At 62.0% G+C, this 19098-nt stretch carries 14 protein-coding genes; 9 read left to right on the top strand and 5 right to left on the bottom strand.

The genetic code is table 11. The features are described 5' to 3' along the window. Positions 1-1617, bottom strand: coding sequence for a peptide ABC transporter substrate-binding protein (locus ACUN0E_RS18875; protein WP_445567591.1), 1617 nt, complete (start codon positions 1615-1617; stop codon positions 1-3). A gap of 180 nt (positions 1618-1797) precedes the next feature. Further along, complete coding sequence (locus ACUN0E_RS18870; protein WP_408228139.1) at positions 1798-2370, bottom strand: helix-turn-helix domain-containing protein; 573 nt, start codon at positions 2368-2370, stop codon at positions 1798-1800. A 1058-nt stretch (positions 2371-3428) separates the two neighbouring features. On the opposite strand from ACUN0E_RS18870, the gene ACUN0E_RS18865 reads away from it, so the two are divergent. Further along, complete coding sequence (locus tag ACUN0E_RS18865; RefSeq protein WP_445570476.1) at positions 3429-4970, top strand: peptide MFS transporter; 1542 nt, start codon at positions 3429-3431, stop codon at positions 4968-4970. A gap of 27 nt (positions 4971-4997) precedes the next feature. Here the strand turns inward: ACUN0E_RS18865 and ACUN0E_RS18860 are convergent, their stop codons facing one another. Further along, complete coding sequence (locus ACUN0E_RS18860; protein ID WP_445567590.1) at positions 4998-5435, bottom strand: carboxymuconolactone decarboxylase family protein; 438 nt, start codon at positions 5433-5435, stop codon at positions 4998-5000. Between the two features lie 113 nt (positions 5436-5548). Here ACUN0E_RS18860 and pdxR point away from each other — a divergent pair, with 113 nt between their 5' ends. The 8 genes from pdxR (at position 5549) to ACUN0E_RS18820 (ending at position 15824) form a co-directional block, all read left to right on the top strand. After that, complete coding sequence (gene pdxR, locus ACUN0E_RS18855) at positions 5549-7027, top strand: MocR-like pyridoxine biosynthesis transcription factor PdxR (RefSeq protein ID WP_445567589.1); 1479 nt, start codon at positions 5549-5551, stop codon at positions 7025-7027. A 188-nt stretch (positions 7028-7215) separates the two neighbouring features. Continuing rightward, a complete protein-coding gene (locus tag ACUN0E_RS18850; RefSeq protein WP_445567588.1) occupies positions 7216-9264 on the top strand; it encodes a bifunctional 2',3'-cyclic-nucleotide 2'-phosphodiesterase/3'-nucleotidase in 2049 nt (682 codons plus the stop codon). Continuing rightward, positions 9261-10031: a tetratricopeptide repeat protein gene (locus tag ACUN0E_RS18845; RefSeq protein ID WP_445567587.1), complete on the top strand. Its 771-nt coding sequence runs from the start codon at positions 9261-9263 to the stop codon at positions 10029-10031. The genes ACUN0E_RS18850 and ACUN0E_RS18845 overlap by 4 nt, the downstream gene beginning before the upstream one ends. Positions 10032-10472: 441 nt before the next feature. Then, the gene (locus tag ACUN0E_RS18840) at positions 10473-10925 is read left to right on the top strand and encodes an HU family DNA-binding protein (RefSeq protein WP_028198339.1); all 453 of its coding nucleotides are present in this window, start codon (positions 10473-10475) and stop codon (positions 10923-10925) included. A 412-nt stretch (positions 10926-11337) separates the two neighbouring features. Beyond that, positions 11338-12747 carry a circularly permuted type 2 ATP-grasp protein gene (locus ACUN0E_RS18835; protein ID WP_408228125.1) on the top strand — a complete coding sequence of 470 codons (1410 nt, stop codon included), beginning with the start codon at positions 11338-11340 and terminating at the stop codon, positions 12745-12747. A 205-nt stretch (positions 12748-12952) separates the two neighbouring features. Further along, positions 12953-13903, top strand: coding sequence for an alpha-E domain-containing protein (locus ACUN0E_RS18830; RefSeq protein ID WP_408228122.1), 951 nt, complete (start codon positions 12953-12955; stop codon positions 13901-13903). Between the two features lie 11 nt (positions 13904-13914). Next, positions 13915-14715, top strand: a complete 801-nt coding sequence (locus tag ACUN0E_RS18825) for a transglutaminase family protein (RefSeq protein ID WP_408228119.1) — start codon at positions 13915-13917, stop codon at positions 14713-14715. 236 nt (positions 14716-14951) lie between these two features. Continuing rightward, on the top strand, positions 14952-15824 hold the full coding sequence (locus ACUN0E_RS18820) for a peptidase (protein WP_445567586.1): 873 nt from the start codon (positions 14952-14954) through the stop codon (positions 15822-15824). 111 nt (positions 15825-15935) lie between these two features. Here ACUN0E_RS18820 and ACUN0E_RS18815 read toward each other — a convergent pair whose 3' ends face one another. Together ACUN0E_RS18815 and ACUN0E_RS18810 are read right to left on the bottom strand one after the other, a co-directional pair. Next, positions 15936-17117: a porin gene (locus ACUN0E_RS18815; protein WP_408228113.1), complete on the bottom strand. Its 1182-nt coding sequence runs from the start codon at positions 17115-17117 to the stop codon at positions 15936-15938. 503 nt (positions 17118-17620) lie between these two features. Beyond that, on the bottom strand, positions 17621-18931 hold the full coding sequence (locus ACUN0E_RS18810; protein WP_445567585.1) for a YihY/virulence factor BrkB family protein: 1311 nt from the start codon (positions 18929-18931) through the stop codon (positions 17621-17623). Between the last annotated feature and the right edge of the window lie 167 nt (positions 18932-19098).

The following is a 19098-nucleotide window of genomic DNA, read 5'->3' as shown; positions in this document are numbered from 1 at the left end:
TTAGTGCTTGATCAGGTACATGTCTTGCGTGGCGCGCTGGTCGACGTAATTGGTCGACGTGTAGCCGCCCACATACGATTTGACCAGTCGGTCCGCCGAGTACTGGAAGAGCGATACCAGCGGGTAGTCGTTCATCGCCAGATCGTGCGCCTGCGTGAGCAGGGCGGTGCGCTTCGCGTCGTCGAGTTGCTGGTTGCCTTCATCGACCAGCTTGTCGACTTGCGGGTTGCAGTAGCGCTGATCGTTCTGCACGCTGTTGCAGCGTATCAGATCGAAAAACGAGTTGGCGTCGTTGTAGTCGACAAACCAGCCGTCGCGCGAGGCCTGCACCTTGCCGTCGTGGCGTTGCTTGAGCAGGACCTTGTATTCGACGTTTTCGAGCCTGGCGGTCACGCCGAGCTTGGTGCGCCATTCCGACGTGGCAAACAGCGCGACCTTCTTGTGCAGGTCGTTGGTGTTGTAGGTGAGGGTGAACGTCAGCGGCTTCGCGTCCGAATAGCCTGCGGCCTTCAGCAGGTTGCGCGCGTAATCGACGCGTTTGGCCATCGGCCAGCTTGCCCAGTCGGGCGTGAAGACGTTCGCGCCTTGCGTGCCCTTGGCGATCAGGCCGTACATCGGCACCTCGCCGTCGGCCGTTAGACGCCTGGTCAGCAGATCGCGGTCCAGCACCATCGCCAGCGCCTGGCGCACGCGCTTGTCCTTGAATGCCGGGTCTTCGTTGTTCAGGCTGTAGTAGTAGGTCGCGATCTGCAGGCCGGTTTTCAGTTCGGAGCCGAACTGTTTGCTGAGCTGTGCGTAGATGCCCGACGGAATCGAATACGTGTAGTCGAACTGGCCGGCCTGATACATACGCATTGCCGTTTCGTCGTTTTCGATCGGCAGATAGGTCACTTTCGTGATCACGACCTTGCTGGCATTCCAGTACGTGCTGCTTTTGGTCGCCACCAACCGGTTGCTCGGTTGCCAGTCGGTCAGCACATACGGGCCGTTACCGACGAAGTTACCCGGCCGGGTCCACTCGCCGCCGAATTTGGTAATGGTCTCGCGATTGACCGGGGCCATGGCTGGCATGGCGGTCAGTTGCGGGAAGAAGGCGGCGGGCACTTCGGTGGTGACTTCGAGCGTGTACGGATCGACGGCGCGCGCGGCGAGACTCGTCAGCGGTGCCTTGCCGGCGAGAATCGCCTTGGCGTTCTTCACGAATTCGACCAGCACCGTGTATTTTGAACCCGTCTTCGGATCGAGCACGCGTTGCCATGCATAGATGAAGTCAGCCGCCGTGACCGGCTGGCCATTGCTCCAGCGCGCGTCGTGGCGCAGCTTGAAAACCCACGTAGTCGGCCCGGTACGCGTCCACGATTGTGCGACGCCCGGCACGATCGCACCGGCCGCGTCGATGCGCGTCAGACCTTCGAACATGTCGAGCGCGATCGTGTCGCCGGTCCAGGATTCGATATGCGCGGGGTCGAGCGATTCGGTTTCGGCCGGCACCTGGCGGGTCATCTCCTGGCTGGCAGCGAGCGTGACCCCTGCGGGCACCGTGACGGCGAAGGCGGAAGGCTGAAACGTAAGGACGAGCGCGGTCAGCGCCGTCGCGTAGACGAACGGGGTTTTCATCGGTTGAGATCGCAGGAAAGGTCGAGAGAAGAACGCGCTGGCGCCAGGCGCCCGGTTATCTGCGGTGCTCGGGCCGGGGAGGCCCTTGTTGCCCGTGTTGGTTGCGCGACATGCAGGATTCCTTACATTGCGTAATGCAGGCAAACCCTGGCCGGATCAACCGGAAAAGGTGCCTGCTTTTTAGAACAGTCTCGGTGTGCCCACCCAGACGACCACCGACTCGATACGAGCGGTATTCGCCCAGCTATGCGGCACCGTCGATTCGTAATGCGCGCTGTCTCCCGCGTGCAGCACGAACGTCTTGCCTTCCAGCGTCAACGACACTTCGCCGTCGATCACATACACAAACTCCTCACCAGCGTGCGTGGTGACTTCCGAGCGCTTCTGCCCGGGCGGCATCCTCACGAGGATCGCTTCGAGCTGACGGCCGCCCGTCAGATTGGTCAGCCGTGCAAACAGATTGGCCGAGTCCGCAAAACCGAAAAACTTCAACTGATCGCCGCGGCACATCGAGCGTTCTTCGCTTGGTGTGTCGACGAAATACTGCACCGTCACCCCGAGTGCGTGGGCAATCCCGGCCAGCGAAGTGATGGACGGTGATGCCAGACCGCGTTCGACTTGCGACAAAAACGGTTTGGAAATACCCGCCGCTGTTGCCGTGTCATCCAGCGTGCGCTTGAGACGTTGGCGCAGCGCGCGGATCTTACTGCCGAGTTCGAGTGCCGGATTCTTCTTTTGAATTGTCGTGACCATAGCAGGAGGAAATTAGCCCGTCAAAATTTGTTTGATATAAGTAAATATGGTTTGATTGCGGTCCAGGCCGGGGTGGCGGGCCGTTCAGCGCCCGGCCGTGCAAGGGGCCGCATGTTCGAGACAACGCTCTATGTTGCCAGAACCGAAATTCGCACCCGCCGTTTTGACCGGGGTCGACCAGAAACTGAAGGTGGATGCGGTAAAGACTGCTGCATTGTAAGGGTGTCGGCATTTATGCAGATTGAGTATGGGGAATCGTTAAAGCCATGACATCAAAGACTATTTTCAGCCACACGCGATTGCGCAGCGAAGCTGCTATCGCGTGTAACAACAGGTAATTGGCATGGCATCAGTGAATTCCCTGAGTGACGAATCGTGCTTCTATTTGCAGAATCAGCCCCGCTTGGCGGTTGGGCACACGTGTTTGTATCAGACGCGACGCCGGCCGCTGTTTTTCATTCCGCACGCAGCGATCCTGCGCGGCGGAGCGTTGTCCGGCACGTTCCATCCGAACGCTGGCCGGCATGAGGACATCACTATCACTGCCGATTTTTCCCGCCGCGGGCATTGCGCCCGCCGCCTGGCGCGGCCGCCGTCTGCCGCCCGCCGGATAGCCGCCGTCCAGATCGCCGGCCTCCGGATGGCCGGCCCCCGGATAGCCGGCCTCCGGATCCCCATTTCCCGCGATGCTTTATCATTGAGCCCGTTCCGCTTGCCGGAGCCCGAGCCCGATGTGACGCAGCGGCCTCCCGGACGATTCCCTTCGGGGTGCCCCCTAGGGGGACTTCCTTCGGGGCGTACCGCGTGGCGGGCCCCTGTCCCATTCCCTGGTTTTTCTGCTGGTACCGGCGCCTCAGTTTGCAATTCAGTTTGCAAATGAGCGCGCGGCTCAGTTTCCAGATGAACACGTAGATGAACGTGCCACCGACTACGCACATGCATAGGCAAATGTGTGTGTCGCGTCGCGCATGGTCCATCGACCGTTTTTCCAGATCCAGTTTTTCGCGGCGCGTGGCCAGCCCACGCGCCGCCGTAACCGTAAGAACAAGAGGCACATGATGAATTCGTCCAATCCCCCCGGCGCGCGCGTCTCGCAGAGCCGTTCGTTCTCGACAGTCTTTCTGATCGAGATGTGGGAGCGCTTTGGTTACTACGGGATGGCCGCGCTGCTGGTCCTGTTCATGATCGACAAGCTGAACTTCACCGACAGCCACGCCACCCTCACGTGGGGCGCGTTCACGGCACTGGTGTACGCATCGCCGTCGATCGGCGGCTGGATCGGCGACAAGATTCTCGGCGCGCGCCGCACGATGATTTTCGGCGCCGGCGTGCTGGCGGCCGGCTATTTCATGCTGGCGCTGCCCAACGAGCAATTGAGCTACATGTATGCGTCGCTCGGCGTGATCGTGGTGGGCAACGGGCTGTTCAAGGCGAACGCCGCGAACCTCGTGCGCCGTATCTATGAAGGCGACGACGCGCGCATCGACAGCGCATTCACGATCTACTACATGGCGGTCAATATCGGCTCGACAGCGTCGATGCTCGCGACGCCGTGGATCAAGGACCATTGGGGCTGGCACACGGCATTCGCGGTCTGCTGCGCGGGCATGCTGCTGTCGGTGCTGAACTACTTCATCATGTTCCGCACGCTCGCGCATATCGGTTCCGCGCCGGACGCCGAACCGATCCGCTGGAAGCGCGTCGGCGCGGTCGCGCTGGGCGGTATCGTGCTCGGCACGGTAACGATGTTCGTGCTGCAGCACAAGGCGATTGCCGTGGCTTGCGTGTACACGGCGGGCATCGCGATTCTGGCGATCTTCGGCTACATGCTGATGAAGTGCGAACGCTCGGAGCGTTCGGGTCTGGTTGCCGCGCTGATCCTGACCGCGCAGGTGATCCTGTTTTTCGTGTTCTACGTGCAGATGTCGACGTCGCTCACGCTATTCGCGCTGCGCAACGTCGATCCGCGCTTCGTGCTGTTCGGCGAGACGCTGTTCACGTGGAGCGCCGCGCAGTTCCAGGCCCTCAATCCGATCTGGATCATGTTGCTGAGCCCGCTGCTCGCGTTGCTCTATACGAAGCTCGCGAAGAGCGGCAAGGACGTGCCGGTGGCGGTCAAGTACGCGTTCGGCTTCGCGGTGGTGGCGGCTGGCTTCTTCGTGTATGCGGCGAGCGGCAACTATGCGGTGAACGGGCGCGTGTCGTCATGGTTCATGGTGGGCGGTTACGGCTTGTATTCGCTCGGTGAACTGCTGGTGAGCGGGCTGGGTCTCGCGATGATCGCGCGCTACGTGCCGGCGCGGATGAGCGGCTTCATGATGGGCGCTTATTTCGTGGCAACCGGCGTGTCGCAGTATCTGGGCAGCGTGGTCGCGAACTTCGCGCAGATGCCGGCGGGCGATATGGACCCGCTCGAATCGTTGCCGTTGTACGTCAAGCTGTTTACGGGCCTGGGCTGGCTCGCGGCAGTGGGTGCGCTGGTTGCCGTGCTGCTGTTGCCGCTGATGCGCAAGCTGTCGCGTGAACATCAGCGTTGCAGCGACGAAGCGCGTGAGAATGCGCGGCAAACCGCTGCATTGAGTGGGGCGGTGGCGGAGTAATCTGCGGCGCGCATCTACTCCGCACATTTACTCCGGCATTTTCCGGAAAGAAACCGCAATCCGGTTCCAGCCGTTGATCGCAATGATCAACAAGGTCAGGTCGCTAATCTCCTGTTCGGTGAAATGCGGCTTCACCGCTTCCCACATCTCGTCCGGTACGCGTGTTTGCGCGACCAGCGTGACCGATTCGGTCCATTCGAGCGCCGCACGCTCGCGATCGGTGAAGAACGGCGCTTCGCGCCACGCCGCTACCGTTGCCAGACGCCGTTCGGTTTCGCCGTGCTTGCGCGCGTCCGTCACGTGCATGTCGAGGCAGAACGCGCAGCCGTTCAGTTGTGACGCGCGGATCCGCACCAGTTCCGCGAGCGGTTTGTCGATCGTGCTTTTGCCGATGGTTTCTTCGAGCGCGAGCATCGCGCGGGTGCCGCTTGGGCTGGCTTTGTAGAAGTCGAGACGGGCTTGCATGCACTGTTCCTTATCGTAAGTTTTCGCTCCGATGGCGGCGACGGAGGTAAGCTTACGATTGGTATTGGTCTTTCGGAATAACCATTTCTCGGATATTTGAGGTAACCACTCGGATGGAGATCCATATCGCGGTAGAAGGGCGTCACGATCTGTCCGGACAGATCTATCGGCAGTTGCGTGCCGGCGCACTCGAAGGGCGCCTCGCCGGCGGCACGCGTTTGCCGTCCACGCGCGACCTCGCCACGCAACTGGGCGTGTCGCGCAAGACCACGCTCGAGGCATTCGAACGGCTGCTTTCTGAGGGCTATCTGAGTGCTCGCGCCGGTTCGGGCACCTTCGTGGCGGACGGTCTGGAGCGTCTGCCGGTGGAGCGCTCGCCACATGCTCGGGCCGCCGAGACGGCGCGCGAACGGGCGAAAGCGAAACCGAAATCGGCGGCGCGCGCCCAGCCTCTGTGGGAGCAGATGTCCGAGCCCCTGCCGTTGCCGTTGCCCACGGTGGCCTCGCCGCACGATTTCGTCGGCGGCGCGACCGACAAATCGCTGTTCCCCTTCGACGTCTGGCGCCGCTGTGTGAACCACGCATTGCGTGTGCAAGCGCGCGGCACAGGCACCTATCGCGACGCGGCCGGCGAGCAGGAGTTGCGTCTCGCGATTTCGCGCTACCTGGCGTTCAACCGGGCGGTCGTGAGCAACTGGGATGAGGTGATCGTCACGCAAGGCGCGCAGCACGCGCTCGATCTGATCGCGCGCATCACCTTGCGTCCCGGCGAAATCGCGGCGCTCGAAGACCCCGGCTACCCGCCGGCGCGAGCATGCTTCATGGCCACGGGCGCACGCGTGGTGCCGGTGCCGGTGGACGCCGAAGGCCTGATCGTGAGCAAGCTCCCGGACAAGGCACGGCTGGTCTACGTGACGCCCTCGCATCAGTTCCCGCTCGGCATGCCGATGAGTCTGGAGCGGCGCGTCGAGTTGCTCGAATGGGCGCAGAAACGTGGTGCCGTGATCATCGAGGACGATTACGACTGCGAGTACCGTTTCGAAGGCCGGCCGATGGAGCCGCTGAAAAGCCTCGACCGCGCCGGTCTCGTCGCCTACGTGGGCACGTTTTCGAAGACCATTTTCCCGGAGCTGCGGGTCGGCTACGTGGTGCCGCCGGCCTCCCTCTATGGTCCGCTTTTCAAGGCCCGGCAGATCGCCGACTGGCACGGCTGCACGCTCACGCAAACCGCGCTCGCGACCTTCATGCTCAATGGCGACTTCGCCAAACATCTACGGCGCATGCATAAGATCTATGCGGGCCGTCGCGCGATGCTGCTGAAGCATCTGCGGGGCGATCTCGCGCCGTGGTTCGAACCGATCGTGCCGGTCGCGGGCATCCATATGGCCACGCGGCTGAAGGCGCCGTTGACCGAGGCGGCGCTGGTGAGCGCCGCGCGTGAAGCGTCGATCGGTTTGTATGGGCTCGCACCGTTTCATCAGCGCGTGAAGCCGCAGCCCAGCTTGATGTTCGGCTACGGCAGCATCGCCGTCGAACATATCGACGCGGCGCTCACGAAGCTCGCCGGTATCCTGCCGCGCCTCACGCGCTGACGACCCGGAACACGTAATAACATTACTTAAACCTATCTAACGCCATACAAATCATTGTCACAAAGCAATCGTAACCTTGCGCCTCTGTAATTGTTTGTAAGGCAGTGCCGGCCCGGATGGACCGGCGCGACAACACGACAAACCGGAGGATGGCAGGGATGCGAGTTACGTTTATGGCAGGAAAAAGGATGCGCACGCTTCGCGCGGCCAGTGCCCTGGGAGCGCTAGGCGCGCTGAGCGCGATCGGCATCGCGGCATGCAGCAGCAGCGACATCGATACGCCGCAGTCGCAGCCGCAGGTGGCGAACGGTACGAAGGCGACGCTCGCGTTGCTGGAAACCACCGACATCCACACCAATCTCCTCAGCTACGATTACTACAAGCTGGCTGAAGACAAGTCGCTCGGTCTGGAGCGCACGGCGACGCTGATCGCGGCGGCGCGCAAGGAATTCCCGAACACGATGTTGCTCGACGACGGCGACACGATCCAGGGCACGGCGCTCGCCGACTACCAGGCGCAGGTCGCGCCGATCGATTGCAAGACGACGCTCGGCGTCTACAAGGTGATGAACCTGCTGAAGTACGACGCGGGCACGATCGGCAATCACGAATTCAACTACGGCCTGCCGTTCCTTGCGCAAGTCACCGGCAACGCATTCGACGTGCCGAACATGAGCCCGGTCGCGTCGCAACCGGCGTGCGCGGGGCCGAACTTTCCGCTGGTGCTCTCGAACGTGCTCGGCGCGAAATCGCAGCAGCCGATTTTCAAGCCGTACACGATCCTCGAGCGCACGCTCACCGCCACGACGCCCGACGGCAAGACTATTAGCGCGCCGGTGAAAATCGGCGTGATCGGCTTCACGCCGCCCGCGATCATGGCGTGGGACAAGCGCTGGCTCGACGGCAACGTCTACACGCAGGGGCTGGTGGAAAGTGCGTCGAAGTACGTGCCGGAAATGAAGGCGAAGGGCGCGCAGATTATCGTCGCGATGTCGCATGGCGGGCTCGACAATTCGACCTATTCGCCGTCGATGGAAAACGGCAGCTACTATCTTTCGAAGGTGCCCGGCATCGACGCGATGCTGATCGGCCATTCGCATCAGGTATTCCCCGACAAGAACAGCACGGTCACGCAATTCAACCTGCCGGGCGTCGACAAGGTGAAGGGCACCGTCAACGGCGTGCCGACCGTGATGGCGAATTTCTGGGGCAAGCATCTCGGCGTGATCAAACTCGCGCTGAACTACACGAACGGTACTTGGACGGTGGACCGCACGTCGAGCACGGCGGAAGCGCGCTCGATCCAGAACGCGGATAACAGCTACGTGGCAGTCGATCCAGCGATTTCGCAGGCGATCGCAGCCGAACACAACGCGACCATCAACTATGTGAAAACACCGATCGGCACGACCGATTTCCGCATGAGCACCTATTTCGCGGATGTGGGCGACGTATCGGCCATCGAGATCGTCAACCAGGCGCAGGCCGCTTACGTGCAGGACTACATTTCCGCGAATCTGCCGCAATATGCGGGCATTCCGGTGTTGTCGGTGAGCGCGCCGTTCAAGAGCGGCTTTGGCGGCGGCAACGATTTCACCGACGTCTCGCAAGGCAACGTTGCGATCAACAACGCCGCCGACCTCTACCTGTACCCGAACACGATCTACGCGGTGAAGGTGACGGGCGCCGATCTGAAGGCGTGGCTCGAAACCGCAGCGAAGCGCTTCAACAAGATCGATCCGGCCAATACGGCAGCGCAGGCGCTGGTCAGTACCTATCCGGGCTATAACTTCGACATCATCACGTCGAAGGATTTCAGCTATGAGATCGACGTCACGCAGGCCGTCGGCAGCCGGATCCGCAACCTGAAATATCAGGGTGCGGCGATCTCGGACGCGCAGTCGTTTATCGTCGCGACCAACAATTATCGCGCGAGCGGCGGCGGCAATTTCCCGGGTCTGGATGGCAGCAAGACGATTTACGCCTCGCCGGATGCAAGCCGCGACGTCCTGATCGCTTACATCAAGAAGGTGCAGGCCATCAAGGCGGCGAACAACGGCAGCGACCGTAGCTGGCGTTTCACGAAAGTGGCGACGGCCGGGCAGGTGACGTTCAAGGCGGCGCCGAACCTGGTGGCGCTCGCGCAGACCAACGGCATCACCAACGTTACCCAGATCCAGACCGACGACGGCACCGGCAAGGGTCTTGCGGTCTACTCGGTGAACCTCAACCAATGACCGCGCGCTTCTCTTTGCAGCCCGCGGCCGTGGCGGCGACCATCGCGGTGGCCGTCGTGATTGCCGCCGGTACGCTCGTCACGGTCGCGGCTACGCGCGTGGCGACGCCCGTGTCGAATGTGCAAATCGACGCTTGGCGCATGCAGGGCACGGCCACGCACGCGGCGTGGCCGGTGTGGCGGTTGCGCCTCGCCGCGGCGTTCGGTAACGCGGCGGCGCGTGAGGCTCTCGCCGACGTGCTGGTGAGCTCGGCGCAACTCCACGAACGGCGCCAAGGCGTCGAGTTGTATCGTCAACTTGCGCTCGGCGGTGTGGCGGGCGCACGAGCCACACTCGGACATCTGCTGTTGCGCGGACTGCCCGGCATTACGCCGGATTACGTGGAAAGCCGCCGCTGGTTGAGCGAATCCGCATTGCATGATTCGCAGGCTGCTTACGATCTGTCGACGCTTTATCGCAACGGCTACGGCGTCGCGCGTGATCCGCGTCTCGCGATTCGCTGGCTGGAACAGGCTGCGCAAGCGGGCGTGCCGCTTGCGCAATTCCAGCTCGCCAACGAGTACCGTTTCGGCACGACGCTGCCGCACGACGACGCCCTGGCGTTGCAATGGCTGACACGCGCAGCCAGTGCGGAGTTACCCGAGGCCAATCTGGCGCTGGCAATCGCGTATCGCAACGGCGAATTCGGCATGGCGCGTGACGAAGACGCGTACTGGGCCCACGTAAAAGAGAGCGAGCACGATCTGAAACACGTCAGCCGGCCCTGATCGCGCGTTGAGGCGGCCTGCGATTTTCTGTCGCAGAGCAACGTTAGCCGCCCCCTGCAGAGACTTTCGCTGCAGGGGGCGTGTTTTTTCCGCCGCGTGAATCGGTATCGCGAGCGCGCCGGAGAGCGGCGATCTGGCGATCGCGTCGCTTCGATTCGCGATCCGCCGGGCATCGCCCGGCACCGAAAGTGCCTCTATTCATGCATCGAAACGACTTGTAACGCGCGTTACGTGTTCGTGTTGCAGACCTCGCCGACGCACGTTTACCCGCTAAAACAAGGATCAAAATGTGTTGCGCAGTCTGCGCCACGCAACAAACCTTCGCTGTTATACACAAAAGAGTCGCGCAAATCGCATTAGCGCTTGTAGAATCCGGCGTTGAAGCGTGCACATACCGTATGCGCTTCGTGCAATTCACTGACCACTACAGGTAGGAGAAACATGCCGACTTCCGCAAAAAAGGTGGCCAAGAAGGCTGCTGCCCCGGTACCGACCAAGAAGGTTGCTGCAAAGAAAGTTCCTGCGAAGAAAGCCGTCGCAGCTAAGAAGGTCGCCGTGAAGGCGTCCAGCGCTCCGTCGCCGATCAAGGACACCTTCACGAAGGCCTCGCTGGCTGCTCACGTCGCTGAACGCGCTGCTGTTGAACCGAAGGCTGCCAAGGCTGTGCTGGCCGCGCTCGAAGACACGATCCTCGGCGCAGTGCACAAGAAGGGCGCTGGCGAATTCACGCTGTCGGGTCTTCTGAAGATCGTCGTGCAAGCTGTGCCGGCGAAGAAGAAGCGCTTCGGCAAAGACCCGTTCTCGGGCGAAGAGCGTTGGTTCCCGGCCAAGCCGGCTAGCGTGCGCATCAAGGCACGTCCGCTGAAGAAGCTGAAAGACGCAGCAGCAGGCTGATCGTGCTTGATGCGTTGTCGCGGTTTTTGAGCGTGGGTTTTTAACGGTGCGTTTTTAGCCGTGGGCTTTTAACCGTGCGCTTTTAACTGTGATTAACGTTTGAGCCGACCCGCAGTGCGAGTTGTCCAAATCCCCGTGGATGCAAATCCCCGGGGATTTTTTATGCGCGCCTGCTGCGGTCCGCGCATTCGCCGCCGCCCGCCACGGTGCCCCTTATGCACCGTACTAGCGCATCATGGGCCGCCGCAGTACGATGGCAGCGAGGCCATGCCGGTCAGGATGCGCTCTTGGCGTGCATGCACCGTGTTTAGCACGCGAAAAGCCGAATGGCATAGCGCTTGCTTCAACGATTGTCGAACACCGAATGCGCAGCGCATTCGCCTTCTATCCGACAACAAGAGCGGGGCGTGACATGCGATGCTATGACGAGATGCGTCATCATGACGATGCCGTGCGGCCACACTACGCGCGCTTTGAGCGGTGGCTGGTGAAGCAGGGCAACGAGGCGATCGCACGCAAACGTGCGGAAGCCGACCTGCTGTTCCGCCGGGTCGGCATCACCTTCGCGGTGAACGGCGATTTGTCCGGCACCGAGCGGCTGATTCCCTTCGATCTGATTCCGCGCATCATTCCGCGCAGCGAATGGCAGACCCTGGAGGCCGGGTTGCGCCAACGGGTGCAGGCGCTCAATCTGTTTATCCACGACGTCTATCACGATCGCAACATCGTGCGCGCCGGTATCGTGCCGGCCGAACAGGTCTATACCAACGCGCAATACCGGCCTGAAATGCAGGGTGTTAACGTGCCGCTCGGTGTTTACGCGCATATCGCCGGGGTCGACGTGGTCCGCGCGGGCGACGAGGGCGACTTTTACGTGCTCGAAGACAACCTGCGGGTGCCGTCGGGTGTGTCCTATATGTTGGAAAACCGCAAGATGATGATGCGGCTTTTCCCCGAGCTGTTCGTGCAGAACCGCATTGCGCCGGTCGCACATTATCCCGATCTGCTGCTCGACACATTGCGCTCGGTTGCGCCCGAAGGCGTCGACGATCCGGTCGTGGTGGTGCTCACGCCGGGCATGTATAACTCGGCCTATTTCGAGCACACCTTCCTCGCGCAACAGATGGGCGTCGAACTGGTGGAGGGCAAGGATCTGTTCGTCGACGACAACTATGTGTTCATGCGCACCACGCAGGGGCCGAAGCGTGTCGACGTGATCTACCGCCGCGTCGACGACGATTTTCTCGATCCGCTCGCCTTCCGCAACGACTCGGCGCTGGGCGTGCCGGGTCTGTTGACCGCCTATCGTGCCGGACGGGTGGCGCTGGCGAACGCCATGGGCACCGGCATCGCCGACGACAAATCGATCTACCCGTACGTGCCGGAAATGATCGAGTTTTACCTGGGCGAGAAGCCGATCCTCAACAACGTGCCCACGTTCCAGTGCCGCAAGCCCGACGACCTCGCCTACACGCTCGCGCATCTGGCCGAGCTGGTCGTGAAGGAAGTGCATGGCGCGGGCGGTTACGGGATGCTGGTGGGGCCGGCGTCGACGAAAGCCGAAATCGAATCGTTCCGCGAACGTCTGATTGCGCGGCCCGCCGGTTATATCGCGCAGCCCACGCTGGCGCTCTCCGCGTGTCCGACCTTTGTCGAAGCGGGCATTGCGCCGCGCCATATCGATTTGCGCCCCTTCGTGCTGTCTGGCAAGAGCGTGACGATGTGCGCGGGTGGTCTCACGCGCGTGGCCTTGCAGGAGGGTTCGCTCGTCGTCAATTCGTCGCAGGGAGGCGGGACCAAAGATACGTGGATGGTCGACTGACGCGGTTGCCAATGCGGTTGCAGCGATTGCTCAGGTAACAGCTCACGCAGCAATTCCAGCAGCAACGCCTGTAGCGATGCAGGCAACCGTGCCCGCAACCTAACGCACCGGCAGACGAACCAGACTGTCTCCGGCGCACACGGATAACCAGCGCGGACCTTTTACTTTTGCAAAGGTCCCGCGCCATCAGATACGGAACGCCGTCATGCTAAGCCGAACCGCCGATCACCTTTTCTGGATGGCCCGCTACATGGAGCGCGCGGAGAACACCGCCCGCATGCTCGACATCAACCTGAAGGCACTGCTGTTGCCGCAAACGCCCGAACAGGATGCGCGCACGCAACGTTCGGTGCTGCGCATCTCCGAACTCGAGTCTGCCTTCGCGCAACGCTACGACGAACCGACCCGCGAACATGTGCTCGATTTCATGGTGGCCGATGCGACCAATCCGTCGAGCATTCATTCATGTTTGCAGGCCGCGCGCGAAAACGCCCGCGCCGTGCGCGGCACCTTGACGACCGAATGGTGGGAAACCATCAACGACACCTGGCTCGAGTTCAACGAACGCGCCTCGTCCGGGCAGGCGTCGAGCAATCCAGGCGCGCTATTCGAGTGGGTGAAGTTCCGCTCCCACCTGTCACGCGGCGTGACGATCGGCACCGCGTTGCAGGACGACGCGTTCTTCTTCACACAGCTCGGCACCTTCCTCGAACGCGCCGACAACACCGCGCGGATTCTCGACGTGCGCTTTGCCGACGTCGAGCCGAACTCACGCGATGCCGCGCGCCAGCTCGAAGACTTTTACTACTGGACTTCGATTCTCAGTTCGGTGTCGGCGCTGGAGATTTATCGCAAGGTGTATCGCGATGTCGTCACGCCGGCGCGGGTGGTCGAACTGATGATCCTGAACCAGCAGATGCCGCGCTCGCTGCTCGCTTCGCTCGAAGGCGTCTGCGCGAATCTGGCGATGCTGCGCACGGCGGGCTCGAACCAGTGTGAGCGATTTGCCGGCAAGTTGCGCGCCGAGCTGGTGTACTCCGACATCCGGCAGATTTTCGAAGCCGGCCTGCACGCCTATCTGACGCAGTTCCTCGCTCGCGTGTTCGAGCTTGGTAATCTGGTTGCGCGTACCTATCTGATGCTGCCAGTCGCCTGACGGAGTTTTATATGTACCTGACGATCCGCCACGACACGTCCTATCGTTACGAAGCGACTGTCCATTATTCGATCCAGCAACTGCGTCTGACGCCGTCGAGCGGCGCCTCGCAGGTGGTGCGGCGCTGGAGTATCGATGCGCCCGGCAAGCTCGACGCCACCTTCGACGCTTATGGCAACGTGCTGCATACGCTCGTCATCAACAAACCGCACGGCGAGATTCGTCTGCACGTAGCGGGCGAAGTGGACACGATCCCGCTGATCGACGGCCAACTGCCCGACGCAGTCGGCCCGATTCCGCTCGAGCATTTCACCTGCTCGACGCGTCTTACCGAGGCCGACGCGGCGATCCGCGAACTGGCCGGATCGGTGCCGAGCCTTGCGAGTTCGAGCAATCTGATTGCGTTGTCCGAGCAGATCGTGCAGCGCGTGAAGTACAACCCGGGCATCACCGAAGTTACCAGCACGGCCGCCCAGGCGCTCGCGCTCGGCAACGGCGTGTGCCAGGATCATGCGCATCTGATGCTGGCCTGCTGTCGCGCGCGAGGCATTCCGGCGCGTTATGTGAGCGGCTACATCGAACCCGGCGAAGTCGAGCACGGAGCGAGTCACGCATGGGTCGACGTATGGCTCGACGGCAAGGGCTGGATTTCCGTCGACGTCACGCACGCCGCGTTTGCCAGTGAGATCTACTGCCGGCTCGCCGTGGCGCGCGACTACGAAGCCGCAGCGCCAGTGCGCGGACGGCGTATCGGCGGGCTGGAGGAGCAACTGAAGGTGTCCGTCACGGTCAGTGCGCAACTGGCGCAATAGAGCGGCCGGGGTGGACAGGCTCCAGGGGCGCTGACCGGCCGCCTGACAGGCCCCTGGGACCGGCCTTGGCATCATCGCGGGGCGACGCCTGCCAGCAGGCCTGACGAGGGGCCTGGATGAGCGTCAGCCCGCATAGCGCTTCAGATTAGGCCCGCACGCGCCGTAATAGGGGTAAGGTGCATGCGCGCCGCATTACAATAGCGCCGTTCTGTCGTCTTTCGCGGGTACCTTTCCTTATGACTTACTGTGTAGCGATGTCCGTCGACGACGGGCTCGTGTTCCTCTCGGACACGCGCACCAATGCGGGCGTCGATCACATCAGCACCGCACGCAAGATGTCGGTGTTCGAACAGCCTGGCGAACGCATGCTCGTGCTGCTGGGCGCCGGCAATCTGTCGCTCACGCAAGCGGTGCTCCACGAACTGTCCGAGCCTGCCGATCCCTCGCTGCCCACGCTCTGGAACGCGCCCACTATGGCTGACGCGGCCCGCGTGATCGGCCGTGCGGTGCGTTGCGTGCATCAGCGCGAAGCCGAGGCGTTGCAGGAATTCGGCGTCGAGTTCAATTGCAGCTTCATTCTCGGCGGCCAGATCGCGGGCAACCGGCCGCGTCTGTTCATGATCTACGCGGCGGGAAATTTCATCGAAGCGTCGGCCGTGAACCCGTATTTCCAGATCGGCGAGGCCAAGTACGGCAAGCCGATCATCGACCGCGTGCTCACGCCGTCCACGCCGCTCGACGAAGCCGCCAAGTGCGCGCTGATCTCGATGGATTCGACGCTACGCTCGAATCTGTCGGTCGGTTTGCCGCTCGATCTGCTCGTCTACGAGAAAGATGTGCTGCACGTCACGCGCTTCGTCTCGATCGATCACGACAATGCGTACTTCGAGATGATTCATCGCACATGGGGCGAGCGCTTGCGCCAGGTGTTCGGCGAAATTCCCGATCCGGACTGGCAGGATTCGCCCAATGTGCCGCTGCTGCAGCGTGAGCGGGCACTGGTGCTGCATCGCGCGCCGGTGGGTGCGGACGGCGTGGAGCATGAGCTCGATGCGAAGCCCGCACAGACGTTGGCGCAGGCAGAGAAGGGCAAGGCCCAGCGGCGCTAGGCGGTTCAGGGTAGTAGCGTACGGATCGGCAGACGAAAAAAAACCAGCCACGGGCTTGCGCCCGTGGCTGGTTTTCAACTGCGTGTTGCTTCAGCAGTCCGTCAAGCCCGATTAGAACTTGTGGCGGATGCCCAGGCTGACCAGTTCTTGCGAGCTGGTAGCCGAGTTGTAGCCGTACGAACCGATCGCTGCGCCAGCGTCGACGATCGCCGTGCCCGTGGTGCTGCCCGGGAGCGAAACGCGTTGGTTGCCGCTTGCGTGCTGATATGCGCCGACCAGGTAGATGTCCGTGCGCTTCGACAGGTTGTAGTCGCCGCCCAGGGAAACCTGGTGATACGTTGCGCTCGTGTCGCCGCTAGCCTTCGTGTAGACGTAGCCTACGCCCACCAGCATTGCCGGCGTTGCCTGGTAACCCAGGTAAGCGCCACCGACGTTGAACTTCTCAGCCGAGCCGAAGCCCGATTGTGCGTCCGGCTTGTATTGAGCGTTGCTGTAGCGCAGGTTGGCCGTGAACGGGCCTGCCACGTACTGCACTGCCACCTGAGCGATGCCGATCGACTTCGCCGTGGTGTAGATGGTGCTGACCTGGTTGTCGAACGTGCCGTCCGACGTGCCGCCCCAAGTGGAACGCAGAGCCGTCGAGCTCGGATTGTCGGCGCGGAAGTAACCTGCAGCCACGCTGAACGGACCCGTCGAGTACGTTGCTGCACCCGACCACGTTTGACCCGAACCCGTTGCGCCAGCCACACCGCCGAACGCGTACATGCCTTCGAACTGGAAGCCGCTCCACACCGGCGAGGTGTACTTGACGGCGCTGCTCGTGCGCGAGGTGTTGTCGTTGTTGTCAACGTCACCCGGCGTTGCGAAGGTCGAACCGAAGTAGTTGTCACCCGTCAGCGGTTGAACCAGGTCCACCACCGGATCGTACTGACGACCCAGCGTGACCGTACCCCACTGATCGCCCGACAGGCCGACGAAGGCTTGACGACCGAACATCTTGTTGCCTTGACCCAGCTTGCCGGTATTGATGTCGAAGCCGTTTTCCAACTGGAAGATCGCCTTCAGGCCGCCGCCGAGGTCTTCCGTGCCCTTCAGGCCAAAACGGTTACCTTGAAGGTTGCCGCCGACCAGGCCGGTTTGATTCGAGTTCTTGCCGGAAGCGTCAACCGTGTTGTGCGCGAACTGGATCGATTCATCGATCAGGCCGTAGAGGGTAACGCTGCTTTGAGCATGTGCCACGCCGGTGACGCCCAGAAGCGCCAGCGAGAGGGTAGACAGTGCGATTCGTTTCATCCATTTCTCCACGCAGATGATTAGTTTCTTTGTTGCGGAAAGGAGAATAGCTCACTGCCTCAACCGGCAAGAACAGGAAAAAAAAGACTGTCTCTAAAAAGTGACAAACGACGCAAAGCCTTGTATTTAAAGCCCGTTAACGATTATTGCTATTTCCGCAATATTTATTCGTTGACTGCGCATTATTGTTGTTTCGTTGATAGTGAAGGGTCCGGTACCCTCAATTTAGACACATGTTTGAATGGCATTTGTAATTTAGTCGTCTAACTACTCTCGCCGTTCTGTAGCGCCCATATAAAAATGGGGCCGTGTTTTCGCTTGACGTGCGCGCTGGACAGAATTTGTGCGGTGTGAGCAGGCGCAACCGCTGCGGTTGCACCCTTTTGGGCGGAGACTTGCCGTTGCGGTCCGATGTGATGGCCTTCGCATCGGCGCAGTCATATCCAGCGCTTGTTAGCGCGAGGCGCGGCCGCGCAGTGTGGGGTCGCCGCTCGTGACGGCCGCTATCGTTTCCCGTTGCGGCGCGCCACGGTCGCGGCTGCCAGTCCGGCCGCCGCGGCTAGCAGCACCGAGGTCCACGGATGCCGTTTGACATAGCGATCGGCCGCGACGGCCGTGCGGCCGGCTTCGACCAGCGTGACGGCGGCGACTCGCGTTGCCTGCACTTCAGCACGAACGACGGTGCGGCCGACCTTGACCGCGGTCGCCCGTGGCGAAGCCTTCTTTTGCGATTCCATCTGCGGCAAAGCCGACGCCGGAGCGGTTGCTGCAAGCGCCGCGGCGGCTGCCGCTCCCGTTGCCGGCGCGGCGCCCGCAGCGCGTGATTCACGGTCTTGCACGCGCGGTCGCGCATCAGCCGATACCGTCGATGCTGCGAGCACCGACGCAAGCATGGCGCGGCTGCCAGGCGGCGAGTCTTCCTGCATGCCCCATCCGCCGCGCGGATCGTGCATGCGCCCGCGTGCCGCTGAAAACTCCGCGCCGAGCAGGAGCACGGCGGCCGAGAAGTACAGCCACATCAGCAACACCGCGAGCGAACCGGCCGCGCCGAACGAACTCGCCATCCCGGCGTGCGCGATATACAGCGCGAATAGTTTCTTGCCCGCCGAGAACAATACGGCCGCGACGATCCCACCGACAAACGCATCGCGCCAGCGCACCTTGGCGTCGGGCAAAAACTTCAGCAGGCCGGCAAAGGCGAACGCCAGCACCAGCAGGCCGACCCCGAGTTGCAGCAGGTTGCCGATCACCACATACGGCGAGTTTCCCCACAGCCATTTGCCGATGAATGTGATGACCGTATCGAGCACCAGCGAGACGATCAGCAGGAACGCGACACCAAGCACGAGGCCGAACGAAATCAGGCGCACGCGCACCAGCGCGATCACGCTCGACGAGCGCGGCCCCGTGTACGGCCACACCATATTGAGTGCGCTATTGAGCGATGAGAAGGTCGCCGAGGCGCCGATCGCCAGCATCGTGAATGAAATGATGGCCGCGACGCCACCGGCGCTGCCGCTGTGATGGGCGTTCTCGACGATGGTCTGCACGCCCGCGGCAGCCTGGTCGCCGAGCAGGCCGTGAATGTGGTTGAACAACTCACCGCGCGCGGCTTCAGCACCGAAGAACCAGCCGGCCACGGCGATCACCATGACCAGCGTGGGCGCGAGCGAGAATGCCGCATAGAAAGCGATGCTGGCGGCCATGGCCGCGCAACGGTCGTCGGCAAACTGTTTGAATGCGCCGATTGCCCAATTGGCCTGCTTGCGGGCCACCAGTTGAAGGTTCTCGGCGGAAAGCGTGTCGATGTCCATGGTCGTTTTTCTCAATGGGATACTGGCGCCGGATGCGCCGTGTGCGTGCCGTTGAGGTGGCATCGACGCAGTCTTCGCATCGACACCTTTCGCAAACCTTGTGCCTGTCACTATATCAAGTGCCGTATGCGCATGGGCGTGATGCGCCGCAAGCAGGTGTGCCGTTA

The organism is Paraburkholderia sp. D1E (genome assembly GCF_052682275.1).
This window is presented reverse-complemented; position numbering and strand designations above follow the sequence as displayed.

What these genes read in the sequence shown, in the direction of transcription:
- ACUN0E_RS18875 (WP_445567591.1), bottom strand. Translation starts at nt 1,617, where the DNA reads ATGAAAACCCCGTTCGTCTACGCGACGGCGCTGACCGCGCTCGTCCTT.
- ACUN0E_RS18870 (WP_408228139.1), bottom strand. Translation starts at nt 2,370, where the DNA reads ATGGTCACGACAATTCAAAAGAAGAATCCGGCACTCGAACTCGGCAGT.
- ACUN0E_RS18865 (WP_445570476.1), top strand. Translation starts at nt 3,429, where the DNA reads ATGAATTCGTCCAATCCCCCCGGCGCGCGCGTCTCGCAGAGCCGTTCG.
- ACUN0E_RS18860 (WP_445567590.1), bottom strand. Translation starts at nt 5,435, where the DNA reads ATGCAAGCCCGTCTCGACTTCTACAAAGCCAGCCCAAGCGGCACCCGC.
- pdxR (WP_445567589.1), top strand. Translation starts at nt 5,549, where the DNA reads ATGGAGATCCATATCGCGGTAGAAGGGCGTCACGATCTGTCCGGACAG.
- ACUN0E_RS18850 (WP_445567588.1), top strand. Translation starts at nt 7,216, where the DNA reads ATGCGCACGCTTCGCGCGGCCAGTGCCCTGGGAGCGCTAGGCGCGCTG.
- ACUN0E_RS18845 (WP_445567587.1), top strand. Translation starts at nt 9,261, where the DNA reads ATGACCGCGCGCTTCTCTTTGCAGCCCGCGGCCGTGGCGGCGACCATC.
- ACUN0E_RS18840 (WP_028198339.1), top strand. Translation starts at nt 10,473, where the DNA reads ATGCCGACTTCCGCAAAAAAGGTGGCCAAGAAGGCTGCTGCCCCGGTA.
- ACUN0E_RS18835 (WP_408228125.1), top strand. Translation starts at nt 11,338, where the DNA reads ATGCGATGCTATGACGAGATGCGTCATCATGACGATGCCGTGCGGCCA.
- ACUN0E_RS18830 (WP_408228122.1), top strand. Translation starts at nt 12,953, where the DNA reads ATGCTAAGCCGAACCGCCGATCACCTTTTCTGGATGGCCCGCTACATG.
- ACUN0E_RS18825 (WP_408228119.1), top strand. Translation starts at nt 13,915, where the DNA reads ATGTACCTGACGATCCGCCACGACACGTCCTATCGTTACGAAGCGACT.
- ACUN0E_RS18820 (WP_445567586.1), top strand. Translation starts at nt 14,952, where the DNA reads ATGACTTACTGTGTAGCGATGTCCGTCGACGACGGGCTCGTGTTCCTC.
- ACUN0E_RS18815 (WP_408228113.1), bottom strand. Translation starts at nt 17,117, where the DNA reads ATGAAACGAATCGCACTGTCTACCCTCTCGCTGGCGCTTCTGGGCGTC.
- ACUN0E_RS18810 (WP_445567585.1), bottom strand. Translation starts at nt 18,931, where the DNA reads ATGGACATCGACACGCTTTCCGCCGAGAACCTTCAACTGGTGGCCCGC.